Source organism: Burkholderia sp. MSMB0856 (genome assembly GCF_001524645.2).
Classification (GTDB): domain Bacteria; phylum Pseudomonadota; class Gammaproteobacteria; order Burkholderiales; family Burkholderiaceae; genus Burkholderia; species Burkholderia diffusa.
In genome coordinates, this window is record NZ_CP013427.1 from 794,289 (window position 1) to 820,697 (window position 26,409).

General features: G+C 69.0%; 23 protein-coding genes. 14 read left to right on the forward strand and 9 right to left on the reverse strand.

What is annotated here, in order from left to right; translation table 11 throughout:
- The first annotated feature begins 167 nt into the window (after positions 1-167).
- Positions 168-959 carry an IclR family transcriptional regulator gene (locus WS87_RS04750; protein ID WP_044844103.1) on the forward strand — a complete coding sequence of 264 codons (792 nt, stop codon included), beginning with the start codon at positions 168-170 and terminating at the stop codon, positions 957-959.
- Between the two features lie 127 nt (positions 960-1,086).
- On the forward strand, positions 1,087-1,497 hold the full coding sequence (locus WS87_RS04755) for a GFA family protein (RefSeq protein WP_059690834.1): 411 nt from the start codon (positions 1,087-1,089) through the stop codon (positions 1,495-1,497).
- 176 nt (positions 1,498-1,673) lie between these two features.
- Here WS87_RS04755 and WS87_RS04760 read toward each other — a convergent pair whose 3' ends face one another.
- On the reverse strand, positions 1,674-2,477 hold the full coding sequence (locus WS87_RS04760; RefSeq protein WP_059530510.1) for an EAL domain-containing protein: 804 nt from the start codon (positions 2,475-2,477) through the stop codon (positions 1,674-1,676).
- A 379-nt stretch (positions 2,478-2,856) separates the two neighbouring features.
- Between WS87_RS04760 and WS87_RS04770 the strand changes: the two genes are divergently transcribed.
- The 5 genes from WS87_RS04770 to fahA are packed head-to-tail and all read left to right on the forward strand — an operon-like array spanning position 2,857 to position 8,814.
- Positions 2,857-4,545 carry an FAD-dependent oxidoreductase gene (locus tag WS87_RS04770; protein WP_059820123.1) on the forward strand — a complete coding sequence of 563 codons (1,689 nt, stop codon included), beginning with the start codon at positions 2,857-2,859 and terminating at the stop codon, positions 4,543-4,545.
- Between the two features lie 29 nt (positions 4,546-4,574).
- A complete protein-coding gene (locus WS87_RS04775; RefSeq protein ID WP_014897947.1) occupies positions 4,575-4,805 on the forward strand; it encodes a DUF2783 domain-containing protein in 231 nt (76 codons plus the stop codon).
- Positions 4,802-6,163 (forward strand): MFS transporter, encoded by a 1,362-nt coding sequence (locus tag WS87_RS04780; protein WP_059530505.1) that lies wholly within the window; start codon positions 4,802-4,804, stop codon positions 6,161-6,163. The genes WS87_RS04775 and WS87_RS04780 overlap by 4 nt, the downstream gene beginning before the upstream one ends.
- Positions 6,164-6,178: 15 nt before the next feature.
- The gene (gene hmgA / locus WS87_RS04785; protein WP_059820124.1) at positions 6,179-7,513 is read left to right on the forward strand and encodes a homogentisate 1,2-dioxygenase; all 1,335 of its coding nucleotides are present in this window, start codon (positions 6,179-6,181) and stop codon (positions 7,511-7,513) included.
- On the forward strand, positions 7,510-8,814 hold the full coding sequence (gene fahA, locus WS87_RS04790; RefSeq protein WP_059820125.1) for a fumarylacetoacetase: 1,305 nt from the start codon (positions 7,510-7,512) through the stop codon (positions 8,812-8,814). The genes hmgA and fahA overlap by 4 nt, the downstream gene beginning before the upstream one ends.
- A 157-nt stretch (positions 8,815-8,971) precedes the next feature.
- Here the strand turns inward: fahA and WS87_RS04795 are convergent, their stop codons facing one another.
- From WS87_RS04795 to WS87_RS04815, 5 genes are all read right to left on the reverse strand, one after another.
- On the reverse strand, positions 8,972-10,132 hold the full coding sequence (locus WS87_RS04795) for an MFS transporter (protein ID WP_059820126.1): 1,161 nt from the start codon (positions 10,130-10,132) through the stop codon (positions 8,972-8,974).
- Positions 10,133-10,265: 133 nt separating this feature from the next.
- Positions 10,266-11,435 (reverse strand): MFS transporter, encoded by a 1,170-nt coding sequence (locus tag WS87_RS04800; protein WP_059530493.1) that lies wholly within the window; start codon positions 11,433-11,435, stop codon positions 10,266-10,268.
- A gap of 261 nt (positions 11,436-11,696) precedes the next feature.
- Complete coding sequence (gene bluB, locus WS87_RS04805; RefSeq protein WP_059820127.1) at positions 11,697-12,470, reverse strand: 5,6-dimethylbenzimidazole synthase; 774 nt, start codon at positions 12,468-12,470, stop codon at positions 11,697-11,699.
- A 119-nt stretch (positions 12,471-12,589) separates the two neighbouring features.
- The gene (locus tag WS87_RS04810) at positions 12,590-13,588 is read right to left on the reverse strand and encodes a 2-hydroxyacid dehydrogenase (RefSeq protein ID WP_059690708.1); all 999 of its coding nucleotides are present in this window, start codon (positions 13,586-13,588) and stop codon (positions 12,590-12,592) included.
- A gap of 30 nt (positions 13,589-13,618) precedes the next feature.
- On the reverse strand, positions 13,619-14,605 hold the full coding sequence (locus tag WS87_RS04815) for a LysR family transcriptional regulator (protein ID WP_059820128.1): 987 nt from the start codon (positions 14,603-14,605) through the stop codon (positions 13,619-13,621).
- On the opposite strand from WS87_RS04815, the gene WS87_RS33475 reads away from it, so the two are divergent.
- Both WS87_RS33475 and WS87_RS04820 read left to right on the forward strand, forming a co-directional pair.
- Positions 14,604-14,975: a hypothetical protein gene (locus tag WS87_RS33475; RefSeq protein ID WP_159085635.1), complete on the forward strand. Its 372-nt coding sequence runs from the start codon at positions 14,604-14,606 to the stop codon at positions 14,973-14,975. The genes WS87_RS04815 and WS87_RS33475 overlap by 2 nt on opposite strands.
- Before the next feature lie 385 nt (positions 14,976-15,360).
- Positions 15,361-16,572, forward strand: coding sequence for a pyridoxal-phosphate-dependent aminotransferase family protein (locus tag WS87_RS04820; protein ID WP_059699324.1), 1,212 nt, complete (start codon positions 15,361-15,363; stop codon positions 16,570-16,572).
- Positions 16,573-16,644: 72 nt separating this feature from the next.
- Here the strand turns inward: WS87_RS04820 and WS87_RS04825 are convergent, their stop codons facing one another.
- Complete coding sequence (locus WS87_RS04825) at positions 16,645-17,580, reverse strand: AraC family transcriptional regulator (RefSeq protein ID WP_059820130.1); 936 nt, start codon at positions 17,578-17,580, stop codon at positions 16,645-16,647.
- Positions 17,581-17,713: 133 nt separating this feature from the next.
- Here WS87_RS04825 and WS87_RS04830 point away from each other — a divergent pair, with 133 nt between their 5' ends.
- Positions 17,714-18,604, forward strand: coding sequence for a DMT family transporter (locus WS87_RS04830; RefSeq protein ID WP_059820131.1), 891 nt, complete (start codon positions 17,714-17,716; stop codon positions 18,602-18,604).
- Positions 18,605-18,716: 112 nt separating this feature from the next.
- On the opposite strand, the gene WS87_RS04835 is transcribed toward WS87_RS04830, so the two are convergent.
- Positions 18,717-19,931, reverse strand: coding sequence for an MFS transporter (locus WS87_RS04835; RefSeq protein ID WP_059690711.1), 1,215 nt, complete (start codon positions 19,929-19,931; stop codon positions 18,717-18,719).
- A 349-nt stretch (positions 19,932-20,280) separates the two neighbouring features.
- On the opposite strand from WS87_RS04835, the gene xdhA reads away from it, so the two are divergent.
- The 4 genes from xdhA (at position 20,281) to WS87_RS04855 (ending at position 25,410) form a co-directional block, all read left to right on the forward strand.
- Positions 20,281-21,840, forward strand: coding sequence for a xanthine dehydrogenase small subunit (gene xdhA, locus WS87_RS04840; protein ID WP_059820132.1), 1,560 nt, complete (start codon positions 20,281-20,283; stop codon positions 21,838-21,840).
- Positions 21,841-21,858: 18 nt separating this feature from the next.
- Positions 21,859-24,222 (forward strand): xanthine dehydrogenase molybdopterin binding subunit, encoded by a 2,364-nt coding sequence (gene xdhB, locus WS87_RS04845; protein ID WP_059820133.1) that lies wholly within the window; start codon positions 21,859-21,861, stop codon positions 24,220-24,222.
- 1 nt (position 24,223) lies between these two features.
- Positions 24,224-24,901: a xanthine dehydrogenase accessory protein XdhC gene (gene xdhC / locus WS87_RS04850; protein WP_059820229.1), complete on the forward strand. Its 678-nt coding sequence runs from the start codon at positions 24,224-24,226 to the stop codon at positions 24,899-24,901.
- 107 nt (positions 24,902-25,008) lie between these two features.
- On the forward strand, positions 25,009-25,410 hold the full coding sequence (locus tag WS87_RS04855; RefSeq protein WP_059820134.1) for a hypothetical protein: 402 nt from the start codon (positions 25,009-25,011) through the stop codon (positions 25,408-25,410).
- Between the two features lie 43 nt (positions 25,411-25,453).
- Here WS87_RS04855 and WS87_RS04860 read toward each other — a convergent pair whose 3' ends face one another.
- Entirely contained in the window at positions 25,454-26,401 is a 948-nt protein-coding gene (locus WS87_RS04860) for a LysR family transcriptional regulator (RefSeq protein WP_059530460.1), read from the reverse strand.
- Between the last annotated feature and the right edge of the window lie 8 nt (positions 26,402-26,409).

Below are 26,409 nucleotides of genomic sequence, written 5' to 3' on the forward strand. Positions count from 1 at the left end.
CATCTCCTGTTGGCCAGGGTGGGCGCTTCGGCGCTTGCCCTGATCCCATGCTTGGCGGTCGGTCCCGGGCTGGCGCTTCGCGGCCTGCCCCGATGTCTAAAGTTCGCTTGACTCAAGTTCCGCTGTGCGGAACAATGTTTTGCAAAACGAACCCAGTGTAGCATCACATGACGCTTTCAACCATCGACGAAACCACGATCGACGAACGCAAGTTCGTCGTTGCGCTCGCGCGCGGGCTCGACCTGCTGCGCGCATTCCGGCCCGGCGAGACGATGCTCGGCAATCGCGACTTCGCGGAGCGCACCGGGCTGCCCAAGGCGACGGTGAACCGGCTCGCCTATACGCTGACCGTGCTCGGCTATCTGCGCTATGACGAGACGCTCGGAAAGTATGCGCTCGACGCCGGCGTGCTGTCGCTTGGCTACGCGCTGCTGTCCGGCTCGGGGACGCTCGATCTCGCCCGGCCGCACATGCAGGCGCTCGCGCGCGAGATCGGCGCTGCCGTGTCGCTCGGCTGCCGCGACGGGCTCGACATGATCTATCTGGAGACGATCCGCAGCGAAACCGCGCTGACGCTCGGGCTTGCGCCCGGCTCGCGGCTGTCGATGCTGACGAGCTCGATGGGGCGCGCGTACCTGGCCGTGCAGCCGGAGGACGTGCGCCGCGCGCTCTATGCGGATCTGCACCGGGCGGCCGGCGGCGCGGCCGACGCGGATGCGCTCGTCGCGGCCGCGCAGGACGCGGTGGCCGAGTTCTCCGCGGGCGGATGCTGCTATTCGTTCCGCGCGTGGCACATGGACGTGAACGCGGCGGCCGTGCCGTTTCGCGAACCGCGCGAGGGGCGCTGGCTGATCCTGAGCTGCAGCGGGCCTGCGTCGTCGATGGACGAGGACGTGTTCCGCACGCAGGTCGGGCCGAAGCTGAAGGCGCTCGCGCAGCGGCTCGGGCAGACGGTCTGAAACGGGCGCCGCGAGCGGCGCGTCGCCGGGCCGACCGGGCGCCAGCGTGGCGGCCGCTGCCGGTTGCGCCGCGCGCGAGGCGCGCTCATCATCATCCACCGGTTCCCCGACGATGACGAGGTTCGCGATGTCCCACCCGGAAACCATGGAAGGCGGTTGCGCATGCGGGGCGATCCGCTACCGGATCGCCGGCATTCCGGCCGACGCAGGCTTCTGCCATTGCCGGCTCTGTCAGCGCACGACGGGGGCGGCGGTCGTCGCGTCGGCATCGGTGCCGCTCGACGCATTCGAATACCTGCAGGGCGAGCCGACGGTCTATGCGTCGAGCGCGTGGGGCGAGCGGCGCTTCTGCGGCCGCTGCGGCGCGCAGTTGGAGTATCGGCTGGCCGATGCGCCGACGACCGTGGAAATCAACTATGCAACGCTCGACGAGCCGGCGCGGCTGCGTCCCGCGTGGCACGTCTGGTACGGGGATCGCTTCCCGGGCATCGAGATCGACGACGATCTGCCGAAATTCGACGATGGCGGAAGGGCCTAGCGACTTGCCGGCGTCGAATCCGCACACACGCGCGTTCGACCTTTCACGCATGAACCGAAGAGGAACCGACCATTATCGGGCGACGATGCACGCTGCCCCCGATTCCCGACGCAATACCGACGGCGGATTCCGCCATCCGCCGTGCCGCGCCCCGCGCGGGCCGGCCATCCGCCCGCTCAGGCCGGGACGACCTTCGAGAACACCGGTCCCTGCATGAACCGCACGTCGTGCTGGCGCAGCAACTCGCACTGCGTCTCGTCGACGACGCCGTCGAAAATCAGCGGAATCCGCACGCGCTGCGCATATGCGACCAGCGCCTTCACCATCCCGTCGCGCAGCGCGATGCCCGCATCCATCTTGATGTAGTCGGGCCGCGCCATCTCCGATTCGACCGCGAGGATCCGGCCCGGGTCGGGCAGCTTGTCAGCGACCTTGAAACCGTGATGCTGGTAGCTGCGCGTCAGGTAGCCGAGGAAGGTCTTGTGCGCGACCGCGACCGCCGGCAGCTCGATCACGATCCGCTCGGTCGGCAGCCCGAAGCGCTGCAGCACCGACGAGAAATGCTTGCCGTGGTCGTACTTCACGCTTTTCAGCAGCCGTTCGTGCACGCGCAGGAACAGCAGCCCGTGGCGTTGCGCGCCGAAGAAGTTGATCGCGTGCAGCGCGCGAGACAGCCGGTCGATCGCGACGAGCGTCTGGTCGTCGACGGCCGAATCGACCGGATCGTGCGGCGCGCCGGTGACCAGCGTGACGGCCTGGAAGCCGAGTTCGTCGCCGTAGCGCTCGATCGCGTCGGCGAACGACGTCGACTGCGGCGCGCCGGGCATCGTCACGTCGTAGATCGGTTCATAGGCGCTCGCGAGCGTGCGCTCCGGCAGGTTTGCGCACGCGGTGCCGCCCGCTGCAAGCGCGAGGTGTTCCCGCAGATACGGCAATTGCCCGGCACGGACGACCAGCTCGGGAATGTTGGGCGGAATCATCGGCGTAGGAAGGAAAAATGGCGGCCGAAACGGCCGCCTCATGCCTTGATATTAGCAGCGCCCGTCCGGCTCGGCTTGGCGTTTCGCTCATATGGTTATCCCGTTCTCGCGCGGATGGCTAGGGTTTACGTTGATTTCACTATTCGTAATTGGTTTTACTATTCGTAAATCCAAAGATTTGTCGCCGATCAAGAAAAGCGGCGTTCGGGCGCCCGGAGCGGCGCCGATTCCCGAATCGGATCAACAGGAAGCAAGGAGCGAGACGTGGCGGTTGACAGCAAGTGGGCGAGGCAGGGCGGGCCGCGGCAGTGGCGGGCAACGGGCATGAGCGGGACGACGCAGCGCGCGTCGGCGCGCGGACGGCAGGGTTGAGGAGCGGATGGCGACCATGAGCATCGATTACCAGACGCTGAAGTTCGACTACCGGCCGCGCGCGACGCGGGCCGCCGGCGATGACGCCGCCATCCACCCGGTGGTGGTGGTCGGTGCGGGTCCGGTGGGCCTGTCGGCCGCGATCGACCTCGCGCAGCAGGGCGTGCCGGTCGTGCTGCTCGACGACGACGACACGCTGTCGACGGGCTCGCGCGCGATCTGCTTCGCGAAGCGCACGCTTGAGATCTTCGACCGGCTCGGCTGCGGCGAGCGTTTCGTCGACAAGGGCGTGAGCTGGCACGTCGGCAAGGTGTTCCTGCAGGACGAGCAGCTGTATGCGTTCGACCTGCTGCCGGAGGAAGGTCATGCGCGTCCCGCATTCATCAACCTGCAGCAGTACTACGTCGAAGGCTATCTGGCCGAGCGCGCGTTCGCGCTGCCGAACATCGACATCCGCTGGAAGCACAAGGTGACGGGTGTCGCGCAATCGGCGGAACACGCCACGCTCACCATCGAGACACCGGAAGGCATCGAGACGCTGCGCGCGCAGTACGTGATCGCGGCCGACGGCTCGCGCAGCCCGATGCGCGCGGCAATGGGCCTCGAGAGCCGCGGCCGCACGTTCAAGGACCGCTTCCTGATCGCCGACGTGAAGATGAAGGCGGAATTCCCGACCGAACGCTGGTTCTGGTTCGATCCGCCGTTTCACCGCAACCAGTCGGTGCTGCTGCATCGCCAGCCCGACAACGTGTGGCGCATCGACTTCCAGCTCGGCTGGGACGCCGATCCGGTCGCCGAGAAGCAGCCGGAGCGCGTGATCCCGCGCGTGCGCGCGCTGCTCGGGCCGGACGTCGAGTTCGAGCTTGAATGGGTGAGCGTCTATACGTTCCGCTGCCAGCGGATGGATACGTTCCGTCATGGCCGCGTGCTGTTCGCGGGCGATTCCGCGCATGGCGTGTCGCCGTTCGGCGCGCGCGGCGCGAACAGCGGCGTGCAGGACGCGGACAACCTCGCGTGGAAGCTGAAGCTCGTGCTCGACGGCCGCGCGGACGACCGCCTGCTCGACACCTACGCGAGCGAACGCGAGTTCGCCGCCGACGAGAACATTCGCAACTCGACGCGCTCGACCGACTTCATCACGCCGAAGAGCGCGGTATCACGCGTGTTCCGCGACGCGACGCTGAAGCTCGCGCGCGACTGCGAGTTCGCGCGCAAGCTCGTGAACAGCGGCCGCCTGTCGGTGCCGGCCGTGCTGGCCGATTCGCCGCTGAACGCGCCGGACCGCACCGGCGACACGTTCGCGTGCGCGATGCGGCCGGGCGCGGCGGCGGCCGATGCGCCGGTGCGCGCGCACGGCACGTCGGGCTGGCTGCTTCGGCATCTGAGCGACGGTTTCGCGGGCGTGCTGTTCGGGCTGCCGGGCGACGCCGCCGCGCTCGCGCAGGCGCTCGACGGCCTGGCGCTGCCGGTGCGGCCGGTGCTGGTCGTGCCGGCCGGGCACGCGCAATCGGTGGCCGGCGTCGACGTCGTGGAGGACGTCGACGGTCTCGCCGCGCAACGCTACGACGCGAGGCCCGGCACGTTCTATCTGTTGCGCCCCGACCAGCACGTCTGCGCGCGGATGCGCACGCTCGAGCGCCAGACGATCGCCGACGCGCTGGCGCGCGCGACCTGCGCGCGCGGAACATCGCATTGAACACGACAACGATACCGGAGACACCCGTCATGCCCCGACTCGACACCCGCCCGCGCCTGGCCGATCCGGACGCGTTCTACGAAGCGCTGATCGACATGCATCGCGATCTGTCCGACGCCGACAGCCAGCTCGTCAACGCGAAGCTGATCCTGCTGCTCGCGAACCAGATCGGCGATGCCGACGTGCTGCGCGAAGCGATGGCGCTCGCGCGTCAGGGCGTGACGCCGCCCGTGCATCCGGCCGCCGAGGTGGCGCAATGAGCGCGGCGCCGGCCGACGCGCGCGTGCTCGAAGTCGAGCGCGTGATCGACGAGACCCATCGCCCGGGCTTTCACTGGATGCTGCTCGCGTTGTGCGGGCTGTGTCTCGTGATCGACGGCTTCGATGCGCAGGCGATGGGGTATGTCGCGCCCAGCGTGATCGCCGAATGGGGCGTGCCGAAGCAGGCGCTCGGGCCGGTGTTCAGCGCGAGCCTGTTCGGGATGCTGCTCGGCGCGCTTGGGCTGTCGGTGCTGGCCGACCGGATCGGGCGGCGCCCGGTGCTGATCGGCTCGACGCTGTTCTTCGCGGTGACGATGCTCGCGACGCCGTTCGCGGGTTCGATCCCGGTGCTGATGGCGCTGCGCTTCGTCACGGGCCTCGGCCTCGGCTGCATCATGCCGAACGCGATGGCGCTGGTCGGCGAATTCAGCCCGGCCGCGCATCGCGTGAAGCGGATGATGATCGTGTCGTGCGGCTTCACGCTCGGCGCCGCGATCGGCGGCTTCATCAGCGCCGCGCTGATTCCGGCGCTCGGCTGGCGCTCGGTGTTCTTCGTCGGCGGCGCGGTGCCGCTCGTGCTGACGCTCGCGATGTTCGCGCGGCTGCCCGAGTCGCTGCAGTTCCTGGTGTTGAGAGGGCGCGACGCGCAGGCACGCGCCTGGCTCGCGCGCTTCGCGCCGCAGGCCGGCATCGACGCGAGCACGCGCCTCGTCGTGCGCGAGCGAGCGGCGAGCGGCGCGCCGGTCGCGGAGCTGTTCCGCCATGGCCGCCTGCCGGTCACGCTGCTGCTGTGGGCCATCAGCTTCATGAACCTGATCGATCTGTACTTCCTGTCGAACTGGCTGCCGACCGTGATGCGCGACGCGGGCTATTCGCCGGGCACGGCGGTGATCGTCGGCACGGTGCTGCAGACGGGCGGCGTGATCGGCACGCTGTCGCTCGGCTGGTTCATCGAACGCTACGGCTTCGTGCGCGTGCTGTTCGCGTGTTTCGCGTGCGCGGCCGTCTCGGTCGGGCTGATCGGATCGGTCGCGCATGCGCTGCCGTGGCTGCTGATCGTCGTGTTCGCGGGCGGATTCTGCGTGGTCGGCGGACAGCCGGCCGTGAATGCGCTTGCGGGCCAGTATTACCCGACGTCGCTGCGCTCGACCGGCATCGGCTGGAGCCTCGGCATCGGCCGGATCGGCTCGGTGCTCGGGCCGCTCGTCGGCGGACAACTGATTGCGCTGAACTGGACCAACGGCGCGCTGTTCCACGCGGCCGCGGTGCCCGTGCTGTGCTCGGCGCTGTTCGTGCTGGGACTGGCCGGCGTAACGCGGCGCAGCGGCGCGCAGGCGCCGAACGCCGCCATGAATTGATGGAGAAAGGAAACGATGACGCTTGACCTGTCGAAACCGGCGCGAGCCGGCTACCTGAGCGGTTTCGCGAACGAATTCGCGACCGAGGCGCTGCCCGGCGCGCTGCCGCACGGCCGCAACTCGCCGCAGCGCGCGCCGTACGGCTTGTATGCGGAGCAGTTGTCGGGCACCGCGTTTACCTCGCCGCGCAGCCACAACCGCCGCTCGTGGCTGTACCGGATCCGGCCGGCGGCCGTGCACCGGCCGTTCGAGCCGTTCGCGGGCACGCAGCGGCTCGTGTCGGAATTCGGCGATTCGGCCGACGTGCCGCCGACGCCGCCGAACCAGTTGCGCTGGGATCCGCTGCCGATGCCGGTCGAGCCGACCGATTTCGTCGAAGGGCTCGTGACGATGGCCGGCAACGGCTCGGCGGCCGCGATGAACGGCTGCGCGATCCATCTGTACGCGGCGAACCGCTCGATGCAGGACCGCTTCTTCTACAGCGCCGACGGCGAACTGCTGATCGTGCCGCAGCAGGGGCGGCTCTTCATCGCGACCGAATTCGGGCAGCTCGACGTCGAGCCGTTCGAGATCGCGGTGATCCCGCGCGGCGTGCGTTTTTCCGTCGCGCTGCCGGACGGCGATGCGCGCGGTTACATCTGCGAGAACTTCGGCGCGCTGCTGCGCCTGCCGGACCTCGGCCCCATCGGCTCGAACGGGCTCGCGAACCCGCGCGATTTCCTCACGCCGCAGGCCGCGTACGAGGATCGCGAAGGCGCGTTCGAACTGGTCGCGAAGCTGAACGGGCGCCTGTGGCGCGCGGACATCGGCCATTCGCCGTTCGACGTCGTCGCGTGGCACGGCAACTACGCGCCGTACAAATACGACCTGCGTCTGTTCAACACGATCGGCTCGATCAGCTTCGACCATCCCGATCCGTCGATCTTCCTCGTGCTGCAGTCGCCAAGCGACACGCCGGGCGTCGACTCGATCGACTTCGTGATCTTCCCGCCGCGCTGGCTCGCGGCCGAGGATACGTTCCGTCCGCCGTGGTTCCACCGCAACGTCGCGAGCGAGTTCATGGGGCTCGTGCACGGCGCGTACGACGCGAAGGCCGAAGGCTTCGTGCCGGGCGGCGCGAGCCTGCACAACTGCATGTCGGGCCACGGACCGGATGCGGACACGTTCGAGAAGGCGTCGGCGAGCGACACGACGAAGCCGCACAAGGTCGACGCGACAATGGCGTTCATGTTCGAGACCCGCACGCTGATCCGGCCGACGCGCTATGCGCTCGACACCGCGCAGCTGCAGGCCGATTACTTCGAATGCTGGCAAGGCATCAAGAAACACTTCAATCCGGAGCAACGATGAGCGATACCCAAGACTGGCGCGCGACGCTCGACCCGGCCCGCAAGAGCTGGGTCGAGACGGCGAACGATCCCGCTTGCGATTTTCCGATCCAGAACCTGCCGTTCGGGATCTTCAGCGATGCGAAGCAACCGGCGCGCCGCGCGGGCGTCGCGCTCGGCGACCAGATCGTCGACCTCGCCGCGCTCGCGCGTGCGGGCCTCGTGATGCTGCCAGCCGGCGCCGACGTGTTCGCCGCGCCGACGCTCAACCCGTTCATCGCGCTCGGCCGCGACGCATGGCGCAGCGTGCGCGTGCAGCTGTCGGGCCTGTTCTCGCGCGAGGACGCGCGGCTGCGCGATGACGCCGCGCTGCGCGCGCACGTGCTCGTCGCGCAGCGCGACGCGACGCTGCACCTGCCGGTCGACATTCCTGGCTATACCGATTTCTATTCGTCGAAGGAGCATGCGACCAACGTCGGATCGATGTTTCGCGATCCGAAGAATGCACTGCTGCCGAACTGGTCGGAGATGCCGATCGGTTATAACGGCCGCGCGTCGTCGGTGGTCGTGAGCGGCACGCCGGTGCGGCGCCCGAACGGCCAATTGAAGCTGCCCGACCAGGAACGTCCGGTGTTCGGCGCATGCCGCAAGCTCGACATCGAGCTGGAGACGGGCTTCATCGTCGGCCGCGGCAACGCGCTCGGCGAGCCGATCGCCTGCGAGGATGCCGAAGCGCACATCTTCGGGATGGTGCTGCTGAACGACTGGAGCGCGCGCGACATCCAGCAGTGGGAATACGTGCCGCTCGGCCCGTTCAATGCGAAGACCTTCGCGACGACGATCTCGCCGTGGATCGTCACGCTCGACGCGCTCGAACCGTTTCGCGTCGAGCAGCCCGAACAGTCGCCGCAGCCGCTCGCGTATCTGCGGCACGCGGGCAAGCATGCGTTCGACATCGCGCTCGAAGTGACGCTGCGCGCGGAGGGCGCCGCCGAAGCGACGTCGATCTGCCGCACCAACTTCAAGCACATGTACTGGACGATGGCGCAGCAGCTCGCGCATCACACGGTCGCGGGCTGCAACACGCGCGTCGGCGACCTGATGGGATCGGGCACGATCAGCGGGCCGACGAAGGACTCGTTCGGCAGCCTGCTCGAATTGACGTGGAACGGCACGGAGCCGCTCGCGCTGAACGGTGGCGGCAGCCGCGCGTTCATCGAGGACGGCGACGAGCTCACGCTCGCGGGCTGGTGCCAGGGCGACGGCTATCGCGTCGGTTTCGGCGCATGTGCCGGCAAGATCCTGCCGGCGCGCAGCGTATGACGGACTGCACCGCGACTCGTTACGCGTAGTCCGGATGCAGAGGGCGGCCCGCATTGTGCGGGCCGTTTTCATTTCGGCGGCGGGTGGCGGGCGGCGGTACGCAAGCGCTGGTGCGTGACGCTGCGCACGAGCGTCGGCGCCAACATCTGCGTCGGCGTCAGACCGCGCGCTGCAACGCGACGCGTCGTTCCCACAGCGCGGCCGCGACGAACGCGGCGACGCAGACGACCAGCACGCCGATCAGCGCGTTGCTGCCCAGTTGCTCCATCAACGCGCCGGCGACCAGTGGGCCGCCGAAGCTCGCGGCGCTCCACGATGCCGACACGAGCGAGCTCGCGGTGACGAGCGCCGCGCCGCGGAAGCGTTCGCCGCATGCGACGAGCGACAGCGTGTAGATGCTGCCGGCCGCCGCGCCGAGCACGAATAGCAACGGCCAGCACAGCCACGGGTTCGCGATCACGAACGGCAGCAGCGGCAGGCCCGCGAGCACGATCCAGCCGGCGCCGAGGTGCACGCGTTCGCGGCCGAGCTTGTCCGCGAGCCAGCCGATCGGAAATTGCATCGCGGTATCGCCGAACAGCATGATCGACGCGAGCAGCACGGCGGTCGCGCTCGCGACGCCGTGATCCATCGCATAGAGCGGCAGCAGCGACAGCGCGAGCGTATCGAACAGCGCGAAGAAGCCGGTGCCGATGATCAGCGCGGGCATGCGCGGCAGCACGGCGAGCCAGCTGTCGTGCGCTGCGTGATGCGCGTCGTCGCCGGCGAGCGGCGCGCGGCGGATCGTCGCGAGCGTCGGCAGCGCGAGCAGGAACAATGCGCCGCACAGCGCGAAGCGGATGCTCGTCGCGCCGGCGATCTGGCTGACGAGCACGGGGCCTGCCATCTGGAACAGCGTGAAGTTGGTCGCGTAGATCGCGACCACGCGGCCGCGCGTCGAATCGTCGGCGAGCTGGTTGACCCATGCCTCGCCGATCGTGAACAGCAGCATCAGCGCCGCGCCGCACAGCACGCGCAGCACGCCCCATATGATCAGGTTCGACGTGAACTGCATCAGCGCCGTGGCCGCCGCGAGCAGCACGACCGACACGACGATCGCGCGGCGCGAGCCGATGCGCCGCGCGAGTGCGGTGACGAACGGGACGATCGCGAGGCCACCCAGGGCCTGCGCGGCCGTCAGCATGCCGACGACGTTGGTGCCGTGTCCGGCTTCGGTCAGGGCGAGCGCGGTGAGCGGCATCGTCGCGCCGGTGCCGAGACCGACGACCGCGACGCTCAGGATCAGCGCGAGGAAATCACGATTGAGAATGGCTTTCATCGGCCGCGATGCTACACCGCGGACCCTGAAAGGTCCATGAAGGCCATCAGGTTCGCATGGCGTTGCGCGCGCAACGAACGACGAGGCATGCGGCCCGGCCGCTGCACCGCCACGCTTCGCCGCTGCGCGCGCGTTACACGTATCCGGTCGGCCCGCTCACCGGACGGCGCTCGAGCGACGCCGACCACAGCGTGAGCGCGAGCGCGGCTACCGCCATCGCGGCACCGACCCACGGCAGGTTCACGAGCGACACGCCGGAGCCGATCGCCATCCCGCCGAGCCAGGCGCCCGTCGCGTTGCCGAGGTTGAACGCGCCCTGGTTCAGCGTCGACGCGAGGTTCGGCGCGTCGCTCGCGCGATCGACGATCAGGATCTGCAGCGGCGGCACGATCGCGAACGCGAGGATGCCCCACACGAAGATCGTCGCGAGCGCCGCGAACGGCAGGTGCATCGTGCCCGCGAACAGCGCGAGGACGATGCCGATCAGCGCGAGCGTCGCGATCAGCGACGGCATCCGGCGCCAGTCGGCGAGCTTGCCGCCGAGCGTGCCGCCGACGGTCAGGCCGAGACCGAATAACAGCAGCACATAGGTGACCTGGCGCGGCGAGAAGCCCGTCACGTCCTCGAGGATCGGCGTGATGTACGTGAACACGCTGAACAGGCTCGCGGACGCCAGCACGCTGATGCCGAGCACCATCAGCACCTGCGGATGCTTCAGCACGCTGAATTCCCGCGTGATGCTGGTGTCGGGCATCGCGAGGTTCCTTGGCAGGCACACCGCGAGCGCGGCGGCCGCGGCGATGCCGATGCCGGTGACGGCCCAGAACGTCGCGCGCCAGCCCCACGCCTGGCCAAGCGCGGTGCCGAGCGGCACGCCGAGCACGTTCGCGAGCGTGAGGCCGGTGAACATCAGCGCGATCGCCTGCGCGCGCCGGTTCGGCGCGACGAGGTTGCTCGCGACCACCGAGCCGATCCCGAAGAACGCACCGTGGCAGAACGCGGTGACGACGCGCGCGGCCATCAGCACCGCGTAGCCGGGCGCGATCGCGCAGAACAGGTTGCCCGCGATGAACAGCCCGATCAGGCCCATCAGCGCGCGCTTGCGCGGCATTCTCGCGGTGACGATCGCGAGGATCGGCGCGCCGATCGTCACGCCGAGCGCGTAGCCCGACACGAGCATCCCGGCGGCCGGGATCGACACGCCGAGGTCGCGGGCGACGTTGGGCAGCAGCCCCATGATCACGAACTCGGTGGTACCGATTCCAAATGCGGCGACGGCAAGGGCGAAAAGAGGTAATGGCATCGCGGTGGGCTACGGAAAGGCCGCGGCCCGAGGCCGGCGCGGGATGCGCGCGGCGGGCGGGGCGGGGGGACATCAGCCGCGATTCTACTTCAGTGAAAACCCCTATGCTCGGGGCCAAAACGGATGTTGCCGGCGTGCGACGCGGTAGCGGCCGCAGGGTGTCACAGTGTGGGATTGAACGATGTCCGACGTCGGCAACGCGGCAAAAATTCGGGTCGGAGCGACGCCGGTGGAGCGGCGCTTTTCGCGCGCCGGGCTCGATTAACGCTCGGGCAGGGCGCCGGCTGATGTCGAGTCGGAGCGGTCGGCCGGTGCTGCCACCTCGGGCGACGGCGATGACGACGGCGACGATCCGCCTGACGTGCCGGCATTTGCCGTGCAATCGGCGGTTTGCGTCGCCGGTGCGTCCCACCCGTTTTCGAACAGGCATGCCTCGATCGGCATCCGCGCGGCCCAGCGCTCCTCCTCGAGCATCGGCTTCGCATAGAACGCATCGACATGCCCGACGCACAGCACGGCGATCGGTTTCGCGCCGGCCGGCATGCCGAGCAGCGTGCGCAGCGCGTCGACATCGAACAGCGACACCCAGCCCATCCCGAGCCCTTCGGCGCGCGCGGCGAGCCACATGTTCTGGATTGCGCAGGCGGCGGACGCGAGGTCCATCTCCGGCAGCGTGCGGCGGCCGAACACGTGGCGCTCCCGATCGTCGGTCAGCGCGACGACCAGCAACTCGCCGCATTCGCGCACGCCTTCGACCTTCAGCCGCATGAATTCGTCCTGCCGCTCGCCGAGCGCGTCGGCGGTCGCGCGGCGCTCGGCCTCGACCAGCGCGTGGATCGCGGTGCGCAGCGCGGGATCGGTGATGCGGATGAAGCGCCACGGCTGCATGAAACCGACGCTCGGCGCGTGGTGCGCGGCGCGCAGGAGCCGCGCGAGCGTGGCCGGATCGACGGGCGCCGGCGTGAAGTGGCGCATGTCGCGCCGTTCGAAGATGGCGCGGTAGACCGCGGCAATGGCGGAGTCGTCGAAACGCATGAGCGGCAGAAGCAAGGGGGAAGTCGGCGCAACGATAGCAGACGCCGGCCGCGCGGCGTTACATCAGTCAAAACAAAATGATGAATCGTTGACGGATCGCGTGCGCCGCGCGCCGTGGATCAGCGCCCCGTCGTGACGACGTTGGTCGGCGTGCCGGCGTGCCACGCCTCGATGTTCAGCAGCGTCGTATGCGCGATCTCGGCGAGCGCCTCGCGCGTGAAGAACGCCTGGTGCGACGTGACGATCACGTTCGGGAATGTCAGCAGGCGCGCGAGGACGTCGTCCTGCAGCGGCAGGTCGGAGTGATCCTCGAAGAACAGGCCGCTTTCCTCTTCGTACACGTCGAGCCCGAGATGGCCGAGCTGCCCGCTCTTGAGCGCGTCGACCAGCGCCTGCGCGTCGACGAGGCCGCCGCGGCCGGTGTTGATCAGCATCGCGCCGTGCTTCATCCGCGCGAGCGTCTGCGCGTTGATCAGATGGTGCGTCGACGGCAGCAGCGGGCAGTGCAGGCTGACGATGTCCGATTGGTGCAGCAGCTCGTCGAGTTCGACGTAGCGCGCGCCGAACGCGATCAATTCGTCGTCGTACGGCGGCATCGAGTGCGCGAGCACGTGCATCCCGAAGCCCATCATGATCTTCGCGAACACGCTGCCGATCAGGCCGGTGCCGATCACGCCGACGGTCTTGCCGTGCAGGTCGAAGCCAAGCAGGCCGTTCAGCGAGAAGTCGCCTTCGCGCGTGCGTGCGACCGCGCGCGGCAGCCGGCGGTTGAGTGCGAGGATCAGCGCGACCGCGTGTTCGGCAACGGCATGCGGCGAGTACGCCGGCACGCGCACGACGGCGATGCCGAGCCGCTCGGCGGCCGCCAGGTCGACGTGGTTGAAACCCGCCGAGCGCAGCGCGATCAGGCGCGTGCCGCCGTCGGCGAGCCGTTCGAGCACGGCCGCGTCGACGGTGTCGTTGACGAACGGACACACGACCTCGTAGCCGTGCGCGAGGATCGCGGTTTCCGCGTCGAGGTGCGACGGCTGGAAGTGCAGCCGATAGCCGAATTGCCGATTGGCGGCGGTAAACGATTCGTCGTCGTACTGCCGGCTGCTGAACAGGATCACACGCACGCTGCACCTCCGATGGCTGTCGCGTGCAGTTTACTGCAGGCCCGTCTGCCGGCCGGTGACGATGTCGGCGCGATCGGGCGAGCGCAGGAAGCCGTAGCCGGACCGCTCGCGGGCCGCCTGCGCGCCGAAGTGCTCGAGCGCATGCTCGACGAAGCTGCGCGTGCGGGCCGGCACGTACTGGCGGTTCGGGTAGACGAGCGACAGTTGCGCGTCCGGGTCGTCGATCCGGTAGGCGGGCAGCAGCCGCACGAGCGTGCCGGCGGCGAGCGCGTCGGCGATGCTCGGCTCGGGCAGCACCGCGATGCCGGACCCGGCGACGGCCGCCGCCTGCACGAGCGCCAGCTGGTTGACCGTGCAGGTCGGGCGCACCGTGATCGAATGCGTGACGCCGTCGTGGCCGACCAGCCGCCACGCGGGCGCATGCTGGTGCGGCGCGAGCGCGACCCAGTCGTGACCCGGCAGGTCGTCGGGTGCGCGCGGCTCGCCGCGCCGTTCGAGATACGCGGGCGCCGCGCAGGCGACGAACGGGCTCGGCGCGAGTGCGTGGCCGATCAGGGTCGGGTTGCCGTCGAGCCGGTTGCCCGTCGCGATGCCGACGTCGTAGCCGGAATCGAGCACGTCGAGCGGCCCTTCGGCGACGGTGAGCTGCACGCGCAGTTCGGGGTAGCGGTGCCGGAAACTGCTGACGAGCGGCGTGAGCGCCAGCGGCGACAGCAGGCCCGACGCGACGACGCGCAGCGTGCCGGCGGGCTCGCGCACGGCGTGCGCGACGGACGCCTCGAGGTGGTCGAATTCCTCGAGCAGCGCACGGCAGCCGTCGAGGTAGCGCAGGCCGGCCTCGGTCAGCGACAGGTTGCGCGTGGTGCGGTGGATCAACCGCGTGTTCAGGTGAGACTCGAGCATCGCGATCGAGCGCGTGACGAGCGCATTGGACACGCCTAGATGGTGCGCCGCGCGCCGGAAGCTCTGCTGCTCGGCGACGCAGACAAACACACGCATGGTCTGAATCTGGTTCATGGCTCGCGGATTTCTGGCCCGGTTGATTGATTTTGGTTGTGATTTTTCGTTGCGCGACCTGGAAAACCGTCGCGTGACACCGGGGTTCTGGCCCGTATCGAAAAATCGGTTTTCGATTCTGCAGACGATTGTTCATTACAGAACCGATATCCGTCAACCTGAGAAAAAGGGCGGGTTGCGTAAAATCGAAATCGCGGGTATCGATTTAGCGGGGCAGTGTCGTGTGTGTATGCGGGGGATAGCCGGAAGTGAATTGAGTGAAACTGCCGGTGGTTTGAATGTTTACCATTTAAATCAATGCATTGTGCGTGATCGTGTGTGGCCTGGTGCGGTAATGGGTGAAATCGCTCACCAATTGATGCCGCGATAATGGATGTTTTTTACCGGGCCCGGTTTTCGTGGACCGATTCCATTCGCGCGATTTTTATCGTGATGGCCGGTATTCCGGCCGATGCATGTATCGTGCAGAACGCGGGCATCCGGAGCGCGTCGCGCATACTGCGCGAGAAAATCGCGGACATCGAACTGCGGATGGAACCGTTACGCATCCGCACGGCAATGCCGCGGCATGGCGAAATCCGCTCATGCGGCGCAGGCGCGGCCGGCTGGCCCGGTCCGTCGACCGGGCCAGCGTCGCGCTGTCCGGCGGCGCGTGCCTCTTGCGCGCGGGCGCGGAACGGGGAATGATCGATCAGTTCGCCATGCCGTGCGGCGAACGACGTCCGAGCGTTTTCTTCCTTCCTTCTTGACCTGCCATGTCCATCGATTACTCGCCGATTCCCTGTCCCGTCGTCGTGCCGCTCGACGCGATCCTGCCCGAAGAACCGCTGCTGATGATGGGGGCCGGCCCGGTCCCGATCCCGGCCGCCGTCGCGAAGGCGAACACGATCGTGATCAACCACCTCGGCGCGACGATGGCGAAGATCATCGAGCAGGTGAAGGAGATGGCGCGCTACGTATTCCAGACCCGCTCGAAGTGGGTGCTCGGCGTGGCCGGCCCCGGCTCCGCCGCGATGGAGATGGCGATTTCGAACCTCGCGTGGCGCGGCACGCGCGTGCTGTCGATCCGCAACGGCTTCTTCAGCGCGCGGATGGCCGAGATGGCCACGCGCGTCGGCGCCGACGTCGCCACGCTTGAGGTGGCCGACCGCTCGGTCGCGAGCCTCGACGAGATCGCGGACGCGATCGCGCGCGAGCGGCCCGAAATCGTCACGATCGTGCAGGGCGAGACGTCGAACACCGTGTGGAACCGCGATCTGCGCGACATCGCCGCGCTCGCGAAGGCGGCCGGCGCGCTGGTCGTGGTCGACGCGGTGTGCACGCTGTCGACGATGCCGCTCGAGATGGACGCATGGGGCATCGACGCGGTGATCACGGGCGGCCAGAAGGGGCTGTCGTCGATCCCCGGTGTGTCGCTGATCGCATTCTCCGACGCCGCGTGGGAGCGCATGAAGCAGCGTCCGGAACCGAATGCGCACTGGTGCCTCGACATGGCGCTCGCGGAGAACTTCTGGCACAACGCGGGCTATCACTACACGGCGCCGGTGTCGGGCGTGCTCGCGCTGCACGAGGCGCTGCGGCTCGTCTGCGCGGAGACGCTCGAAAGCCGCTTCGCGCGCCATCTGCGCTGCTCGCTCGCGCTGCAGGCGGGCGTCGAGGCGATGGGGCTCACGCTCTATGCGCCGAAGGACTGCCGGCTCAACTCGGTGGTCGGGATCGAGACGCCCGAAGGGCTCACGCCGGGGATGGTGTGCGGCCATATCTCGAAGCAGTACCAGGTCGAGATTTCGGGCTCGTTCGGGCTGCCGATCGTGCGGATCGGGCAGATGGGCGAACAGTGCCGCGAACACAACCTGTTCCGCACGCTGCACGCGTTCGGCCGCACGATGGACGACCTGAAGGTGCCGGTCGACCTGCCGGCCGGCGTGGCCGCGCTCGAGCAGGAACTGTCGCGGCGCGGTACGTAAGCGGAGAGCCGAGAGTGGCGAGGCGGGTGCGCTGCACGAAACCGCCTCGTCGACGGCCGGGGCGCGTGGCGTTCAGCCGCCCTGCATCGCGCGCCGGTACGCGTTCGGCGTCGTGCCGTGCGCGTCGCGAAAGCGATGGCTGAAGTGGCCGGCGTTCGCGTAGCCGCATTCGGCCGCGACCTGCGCGAGCGGTAGCGTCGTCGTGCGCAGCAGCAGCCGCGCCCGCGCGAGCCGCTGCTCGGCCACCCACGCGTGCGGCGCGCGGCCGAACGACAGCCTGAACATCCGCGAGAAATGGTATTCGGACAGCGCGGCGACGTTCGCCAGTTCGCCGAGCGTCAGCGGCTGCGACAGGTAGCTGTCGATATAGTCGCGCACGCGGCGGCGCACGGCCGGCGCGAGCCCGCCGCGGAACGGCACATTGGTGCGCGTCGTGCTCTGGCCGCGCAGCAGCAGGCTCAGCACGTCGTGCGCGGCTTCGTTCACGCGCAGCCGTCCGTCGGCATCGTCCCAGCGTTCGAGCGCGAGCGAACGGAACTGCGCCGCGACGCGCGCATCCTCGAAATAGGTGCGGTCGGCGAGCTTCAGCTCGCGCGGCTCGCGATCGAGCTCGCGGATCGCGCGCTGCGTGAAGTGCTCGGGCAGGAAGTACAGGTGGATGAAGTGCATCTCGCCGCGCACCCACCAGCGCGATTCATGGTCGCCCGGCAGCGCGCACAGCAGGCTCGGCGCGCCGTAGCGCGGCACGCGTTCGCGCTCCGTCCGGTAGCCGCCGTCGAGATAGCACGACAGCGTGTGGTGGCCGGGCTGTTCGTAGATCGTCTCGCTTTCGTCGGTGATGCGCGTCCATTCGGCGATCGCGAGATGGTCGCCGAGCCACGCGAAGCGTTCGAGCGTCGCGTTCGCCTCGGCGAGCGTGCGGCACACCGACTGCAGGCCGAACGGCATCGCACCGCCGGCAAGGGCGGCCGCGTGGTCGGCGGGCGGGGCGTACAGGGGCGAACTCATGATGGGGCGAGTATAAGCGCGCGCGAAGCGCGCCGTGCGGCCGCCCGAAAAAGACCGCAATTCCGGACAATCCGCGCCGGCAGGGTGGCGGCACAGTCGGAGTCCGTTTCACTCGTTCCGCTTCGTTGCCGCCATGAACCTGTCGCTTTATTTCGTCACCGTGCTGATCTGGGGCACCACCTGGATCGCGATCAAATGGCAGCTCGGCGCCGTGCCGCCGCCCGTGTCGATTGCGTGGCGCTTCTGGCTCGCGGCCGCCGTGCTGTTCGCGCTGCTGCGCGTGATGCGCCGGCCCGTGCGCCCGCCGCGCGAGGCGTGGCGCTACCTCGTCGCCCAGGGCTTCGCGCTGTTCTGCCTGAATTTCCTGTGCTTCTACTATTCGGAGCAGGTCGTGCCGAGCGGCCTCGTCGCCGTGATCTTCTCGACCGCGCCGCTGCTGAACTCGATCAACGGCCGGCTGTTCATGGGCCGCCCGCTGCGGCCGTCCGCGATCGCCGGCGCGCTGCTCGGGCTGACCGGCATCGCATGCCTGTTCTGGCAGCAGATGGCCGGTCACCTCGACGATCACGCGACCTGGACGGGCCTCGCGATCGCGTTCGCGGGCACGATGTGCTTCTCGGCCGGCAACCTGCTGTCGAGCCGGATGCAGTCGATGGGCCTGCACCCGCTCGCGACCAACGGCTGGGCGATGCTGATCGGCGCGGCGATCCTGACGGTCGGCAGTGCGGTGGCCGGACTGCCGTTCATGATCGATCCGAGCCCCCGCTATATCGGCGCGCTTCTCTATCTGGCCGTGCCGGGCTCGGTGATCGGCTTCACGGCATACCTGACCCTCGTCGGCCGGATCGGGCCCGAGCGCGCCGCGTACTGCACGGTGCTGTTCCCGATCGTCGCGCTGGCCGTGTCGACGGTCTTCGAGGGCTACCAGTGGTCGCCGCTCGCGGTGCTCGGGCTGCTGCTCGTGCTGGCCGGCAATCTCGTCGCGTTCGACCTGACGCGCCGGTTGTTCCTGCGCACGGCCTGACCGGGGCGGCCGCCGCGATCGCCGCCGGAAACAAAAAACGCCCGCGCGATGCGGGCGTTTTCCTTTGGGCCGCCAGGGCAGCGGCCGCCTGGCCGGCCGGCGAGCGGCTCGCTCAAGCCGCCGCGCCGCTCCCCGCGACCCGCGCCTGCCGCTGGTACAGCATCATCGACAGCGCGACGCCCGCCGCCGCGGCCACCGCCGCGAACAGGAACACCTGCGGATAACCGAACTCACCGGCCACATAGCCCGCGAGCGGGCCCGTGATGCCGAGCGACAGGTCGAGGAACACCGAATACGCGGACAGCGCCGCGCCGCGGCTTGCCGGTGGCACCAGCGCGACCGCCTCGACGCCGAGCGCCGGGAAGATCAGCGCGAAGCCGAAGCCGGTCAGCGCGGCGCCGACGAGCGCGACGTGCGGCACGGGCGCGAGCCACAGCAGCACGAGGCCCGAGCATTCGAACGCGAACGACACGATCGCGACGCGGAAGCCGCCGTAAGTCTTGATCGTGTTCGCGAACAGCAGGCGCGCGCCGATGAACAGCGTGCCGAACACGGTCAGCGACAGCGCGGCGTTCGGCCAGTGGCGCGCCGCGTAGTACAGCGTGACGAAGGTCGCGATCGAGCCGAAGCCGGCGGAGCCGAGCGCGAGACCGAGGCCGTGCGGCAGCACGCGCGTGAACACGCTCGCATACGACATCCGTTCGCCGTGCACGAGCGGCACGGAATCGATCAGGCGTGCGAGATAAAAGCCGGTCGCGGCGAGCGCGATCACGATCACGCCGATCAGCGCCGGATTCAGCGTATGCGCGATCGCGACGCCGACCGGCGCGCCGAGCGCGAGCGCGCCGTAGGTCGCGATGCCGTTCCACGAGATCACTTTGGCGTTGTGTGCGACGCCGACCCGCCCGATGCCCCATAGGATCGCGCCGGTGCCGCACAGGCTCTCACCGACGCCGAGCACGAGCCGGCTCGCGACCAGCAGCACGAGGCTCGCGACCGGCCAGTGGGCCAGCAGCAGCGCGACGAGCAGCAGCACGCCCGACACGCCGCAGCCGATCAGCCCGCGCAGCACCGTCTGCTTCGGCCCGAGCGTGTCGGCGAAGCGCCCGGCGAGCGGGCGCGACGCGAGCGTCGCGAAATACTGGACGCTGATCGCGCCGCCCGCGACGATCGCGGAAAAGCCGAGGTCGTCGTGGACGAAGCCCGGCAGCACGGCGAGCGGCAGGCCGATGGTCAGGTAGCAGATGAACGTGAAGCAGACGACGGACACGATTTGCAGCGTGACGGCAAACCCGCTGCGCGGCGATGTGGCGGAATCGGTGGACATGGGGTCGGATCGAATGGGCGAAACGGAGCGGAAGACGGCGAAAAACGGAATCGGGATTTTCCCATGGAACCGGTTTTCCCGCAGGGACCATTTAGTTAATCGCGCCCCGTTTCCGTTGCCGAAGAATCGCTGACGGCGCGGCGCCGGCAAGCCCGGAATCCAGATGGAGCAAGGCGCGCGCCGCCCGTCGGGCGGCCTCGGCGCCCATATCGCGACAGTTATATGGGCCCCATGCGTGATGGGCTATGGGTTGCGGAATTTGATGGTGATAGCGTGCAAACTGTCAGAGAAACGTCGGTCGAGCGCCCCGCGCAGGCCGCCTTGCCCCCACTTGAAGAACGAACGAGACATGAGTGAGCCGATCCGCTTCTACCATCGTCACGCGGTCCGCGAAGTCAGCGGCGCGGACGTCACCCGCACCGTGCTGCAGTATCTGCGCGAGGATGCGCACTGCACCGGCACCAAGGAAGGCTGCGCGGAAGGCGACTGCGGTGCGTGCACGGTCGTCGTCGGCGAGCTGACCGACGCGGGCACCGTCGCATTCAACGCCGTCAACGCCTGCATCCAGTTCCTGCCGACGCTCGACGGCAAGGCGCTGCTGACGGTGGAAGACCTGCGCCAGCCGGACGGTTCGCTGCATCCGGTGCAGCAGGCGATGGTCGACTGCCACGGGTCGCAATGCGGGTTCTGCACGCCCGGTTTCGTGATGTCGATGTGGGCGCTGTACGAGAAGCACGGCCACGAAGGCTGCGGCAGCGCGTGCGCAAAGGCGAAGGACGTGCCGACGCGCACCGAGATCGCCGATGCGCTGACCGGCAACCTGTGCCGCTGCACCGGCTACCGTCCGATCGTCGACGCGGCCGTGCAGATGTTCGACGCGACCGGCGAAGGTGCGCCGGCGTCTACCGCGCCGGTCGACACGGCCACGCTCGCCCGTACGCTCGCGTCGCTCAAGCGCGACGACACGTTCGACTACACGACGCCCGACGGCGCGCGCTTCGCGGCGCCGCGCACGCTCGACGCGCTGGCCGCGCTCAAGGCCGAGCGTCCCGCCGCGCGGATCCTCGCCGGCAGCACCGACATCGGCCTGTGGGTCACCAAGCAGATGCGCCGTCTGGACGACCTGATCTACGTCGGCCAGATCGCCGAACTGCAGAACGTCGTGCACGGCGACGACTGGATCGAGATCGGCGCGGGCGTGACGGTCGAGAACGGGTATGCGGCGCTCGCCGGCACGTATCCGGAACTGACCGAAATGTGGAAGCGCTTCGCGTCGCTGCCGATCCGCAACGCGGGGACGATCGGCGGCAATGTCGCGAACGGTTCGCCGATCGGCGACTCGATGCCGGGCCTGATCGCGCTCGGCGCGCGGGTCGTGCTGCGCGGCGGCGACACGGTGCGCGAGTTGCCGCTCGAGGCGCTCTACACCGGCTATCAGCAAAAGGACATGGCGCCGCACGAATTCGTCGTCGGCCTGAAGGTGCCGACCCGCACCGGCGCGCGCGCGAAGCTGCAGTTCCGGACGTACAAGCTGTCGAAGCGGTTCGACTCCGACATTTCGGCGGTGTGCGCGGCGTTCGCGTTCATCGCGGACGGCGAGCTGATCCGCGAGCCGCGCATTGCGTTCGGCGGGATGGCCGCGACGCCGAAGCGCGCGACGCACACGGAAAGCCTGCTCGACGGCGCGCCATGGCACGAAGCCACCGCGCAGGCCGCGATGCAGGCGCTCGAGCGCGACTATCAGCCGCTCACCGACATGCGTGCGACGAGCGCGTATCGCCTTGATACCGCGAAGAACCTGATGTACCGATTCTGGCTGGAGACGCGCCCGCACGATCCGCTGCCGCCGCAGGCGCTGAACGTGCGTGAAGTGGCCGCCGAAGTTGCCAACGACGCGGCGCGCGTCTGACGAGGGAGAACACCGAACATGAACCAGCAAGCAGAACCGTTCCTGAACACCCTCGACCCGCAAGCCGACGCCGCGCAGGTGCACGTCTCGCGCGCGCACGAATCCGCGCACCTGCACGTGAGCGGGCGCGCGACCTACACCGACGACATCCCGCTCGTCGCGGGCACGCTGCACGCGGCGCTCGGGTTGTCCGCGAAGCCGCACGCGAAGATCCTGTCGATGAACTTCGACGCGGTGCGCGCGACGCCCGGCGTGGTCGCCGTGTTCACGGCCGACGACATCCCCGGCGTGAACGACTGCGGCCCGATCATCCACGACGACCCGGTGCTCGCGAAGGGCATCGTGCAGTTCGTCGGCCAGCCGATGTTCATCGTCGTCGCCACGTCGCACGAAATCGCGCGGCTCGCCGCGCGCCGCGCGCAGGTCGACTACGAGGAGCTGCCTGCGATCCTGACCGCGCAGGATGCGCGCAAGGCCGAAACCTACGTGATCCCGCCGCTGAAGCTCGCGCGCGGCGACGCGGCCGCGCGCCTGGCCGCCGCGCCGCATCGCGAGTCGGGCGAGATGCTGCTCGGCGGCCAGGAGCAGTTCTACCTGGAAGGGCAGATCGCCTACGCGGTGCCGAAGGACGACGACGGGATGCACGTGTACTGCTCGACGCAGCACCCGAGCGAGATGCAGCACCTCGTCGCGCACGTGCTCGGCGTCGCGTCGCACAACGTGCTGGTCGAATGCCGCCGGATGGGCGGCGGGTTCGGCGGCAAGGAATCGCAGTCGGGCCTGTTCGCGTGCTGCGCGGCGCTCGCCGCGTGGAAGCTGCTGTGCCCGGTGAAGCTGCGCCCCGACCGCGACGACGACATGATGATCACCGGCAAGCGGCACGACTTCCACTACCGCTTCGATGTCGGCTACGACGACGACGGCCGCCTCGACGGCGTCGCCCTCGACATGACGTCGCGCTGCGGCTTCTCGGCCGACCTGTCGGGCCCGGTGATGACGCGTGCGGTGTGCCATTTCGACAACGCGTACTGGCTCGGCGACGTCGACATCGCCGGCTACTGCGGCAAGACCAACACGCAGTCGAACACCGCGTTCCGCGGTTTCGGCGGCCCGCAGGGCGCGTTCGCGATCGAGTACATCCTCGACGACATCGCGCGCTCGCTCGGCCGCGATCCGGTCGACGTGCGCTACGCGAACCTGTACGGCAAGACCGAACGCAACGTGACGCCTTACGGGCAGACGGTCGAGGACAACGTGCTGCACGAACTGCTCGGTGAACTCGAGACGACGAGCGATTACCGCGCACGGCGCGCGGGCGTGCGCGAATTCAACGCACGCAACGCGGTGCTGAAGAAGGGCATCGCGCTCACGCCGGTGAAGTTCGGCATCGCGTTCAACGTCACGCACTTCAACCAGGCCGGCGCGCTGGTGCACATCTATACCGACGGCTCGGTGCTCGTGAACCACGGCGGCACGGAGATGGGGCAGGGGCTCAACACGAAGGTCGCGCAGGTGGTCGCGCACGAGCTCGGCATCCGCTTCGGCCGGATCCGCGTGACGGCGACCGACACGAGCAAGGTCGCGAACACGTCCGCGACAGCCGCGTCGACGGGCTCCGACCTGAACGGCAAGGCCGCGCAGGATGCGGCGCGCCAGCTGCGCGAGCGCCTCGCGGCGTTCGCGGCGAAGCAGTTCGGCGACGGCAAGGTCGACGCGGCCGACGTGAAGTTCGGCAACGACTTCGTCTGGATCGGCGGCGCGAGCGTGCCGTTCGGCGAGGTGATCGCGAAGGCGTATCTCGCGCGCGTGCAGCTGTGGTCCGACGGGTTCTACGCGACGCCGAAGCTGCACTGGGATCAGTCGAAGCTGCAGGGACGGCCGTTCTACTACTACTCGTACGGCGCGGCCGTGTCGGAAGTCGTGATCGACACGCTGACGGGCGAGATGCGCACGCTGCGCGTCGACGCGCTGCACGACGTGGGCGCTTCGCTGAACCCGGCGCTCGACATCGGCCAGGTCGAAGGCGCGTTCATCCAGGGGATGGGCTGGCTCACGACCGAGGAGCTGTGGTGGAACGCGGGCGGCAAGCTGATGACGCACGCGCCGTCCACGTACAAGATTCCGACCGTCAACGACACGCCGCCCGAGTTCAACGTGCGGCTGTTCCAGAACCGCAACGTCGAGGACAGCATCCACCGGTCGAAGGCCGTCGGCGAGCCGCCGTTGTTGCTGCCGTTCTCGGTGTTCTTCGCGGTGCGCGACGCGATTGCCGCGGTCGGCGACTACCGGGTGAATCCGCCGCTCGACGCGCCGGCCACCGGCGAGTCGATCCTGCGTGCGGTGAATGCGGTGCGTGCGGCGAGCGCCGCGCGGGCAGGCTGACATGAAACAGCTCCCCGGCTCACTGCGCTCGCTGCATGCCGCGCCGGATGCGCCAGCCGCCGGTTGCGACGGCGCGTGCGGCAACACGCCGTCGCCGATACAGACGTTCGCGCCGGGCACCGGCCGGCGCCCCCGCGCGAATGCCGCGCCGCCGCCGATGCACATCGTGCTGTTCGGTGCGGGGCACGTCGGTCATGCGCTCGTGACGCTGCTCGGCGCACTGCCGTGCGTCGTGCAGTGGGTCGACACGCGCGACGAACTGTTCCCGGACGAATGTCCGCCGAACGTGCAGCCGGAGCCGACCGACACGCCGGAGGCCGTCGTCGACGCGGCGCCGCCCGGTGCGTACTTCCTCGTGATGACGCACAACCACGCGCTCGATTTCTCGCTCGCCGCGCAGATCATGCGGCGGCGCGACTTCGCGTACTTCGGGATGATCGGTTCGCGCACCAAGCGCGTGAAGTTCGAACGCCGGCTCGCGGCGCGCGGCGTCGATCCGGCGCGGCTCGCGGAGATGGTGTGCCCGATCGGCATCGCGGGCATCGTCGACAAGGCGCCCGGCGCGATCGCGGTGGCCGTCTGCGCGGAACTGCTGCAGGCCCGCTCGGGCATGCCGGTGGCCGACACGAAGGCGGCCGCGGCGGGACGCGTGCGCGACGACGTGAGCTGCGCGCGGTAACGACGGGTAACGACGCGGGTCGGCACGCCCGACGCACGTCCGCCCGTTTTTGCCTACACTGCACGGATCGCGCGGCATCGGGCCGCGCGTCATTTCGTGCAGGCACCATGTCCGATCCCCAGGTCTATCTCGACGCACTCGATGCAAGCGTCGTCGACATCGAGCGCTGGCTGTCCGGCACCGATACTTCACCCGCGGCGCTCGATGCGCTGATCGCAGCCTTTTCCGCCGATTTCACGATGATCATGACCGACGGTCGCGCGCTCGACCACGACGGCACGCGCGCGCTGTTCGCGACGCTCGGCGGCGCGAAGCCGGGGCTGCGCATCGCGCTGTCGGACATCCGCGTGCTCGCGGCCGACGCATCGCATGCGGTGCTCACCTATGTCGAAGCGCAGCATGCGGCGTCGGGCGAACTGCCCGCGCGTCGCGCGACCGCCGTGTTCGCGCGCGACGCGGCCGGCATCGTGCGCTGGACCCATCTGCAGGAAACTTTCTGCACGGCCTGAGCGCCGGCGCTGCGTCGTCGCGCGCTGGCAATGCCGCGCGGCGTCAGCGCTTGCGGCCGCGTGCGGCGGTCAGCTCGTCGGACACGCTCTGCATCAGCGCGCACAGCCACGCGATGTCGGTCGGGCGGTCGGGGTGCGGGTGCGTGAGCAGGTAGCTCTTGATGCGCGGAAACGGCACGGGCGGCGTGACGACCACGAGCGGCAGCAGCTGCGCATAGTGTGTCGCGAAGCGGCGCGTCGTCGTGAAGATCAGGTCCGACTGCAGCAGCACCTGCGGCACGATCCCGAAATACGGCAGCGTCGTCACGATCCGCCGCGTGAGGCGCGCGCGCGCGAGGCCGATCTCGATCGCGTTGCGCTTGTCGCCGGTGTACGGCGTCGGCGCGACGTGCGCGGCCGCCGCGTAGGCTTCGCGCGTGAGCGGTTCGCGCGCGAGCGGATGCGCGTCGCGCATCAGGCACACGATCGTGTCGGAGAACAGGTCCTGGCGCGCGAACTGCGGGTCGGGCTTCGGCCAGTTGCCGATCACGAGATCGAGCGCGCCTGATTCGAGCGCCTCCGCGTGATCGAGCGCGGGGTTCAGCGAGTCGATTTCCAGATGTGCATGCGGCGCCGCGTCGCGAAAGCGCTCGATCAGCGTCGGCATGAAGAAATCGTTCAGGTAGTCGGGCGCGGCGACGCGGAACGTGCGCCGCGCCGACGACGGGTCGAAGTCGCCGTGCGGCGTCGCGATGAAGTCGACCTCGCGCAGCGCACGCGACGCCGCCCCGAGCAGCGACGCGCCATACTCGGTCGGCACCATCCCGGACTTGCCGCGCACGAGAATCGGGTCGTTCAGCGTCTCGCGCAGCTTGCGCAGCGCGGTGCTGATCGCGGGTTGGGTCTGGTTCAGCCGCAGCGCGGCCTGCGTGACGCTGCGCTCGAGCAGCAGCGTGCGCAATACGCGCACGAGCCAGATATCGAGCGAGGCGGTACGGTCGTCGTCTTCCATCGGTGCGC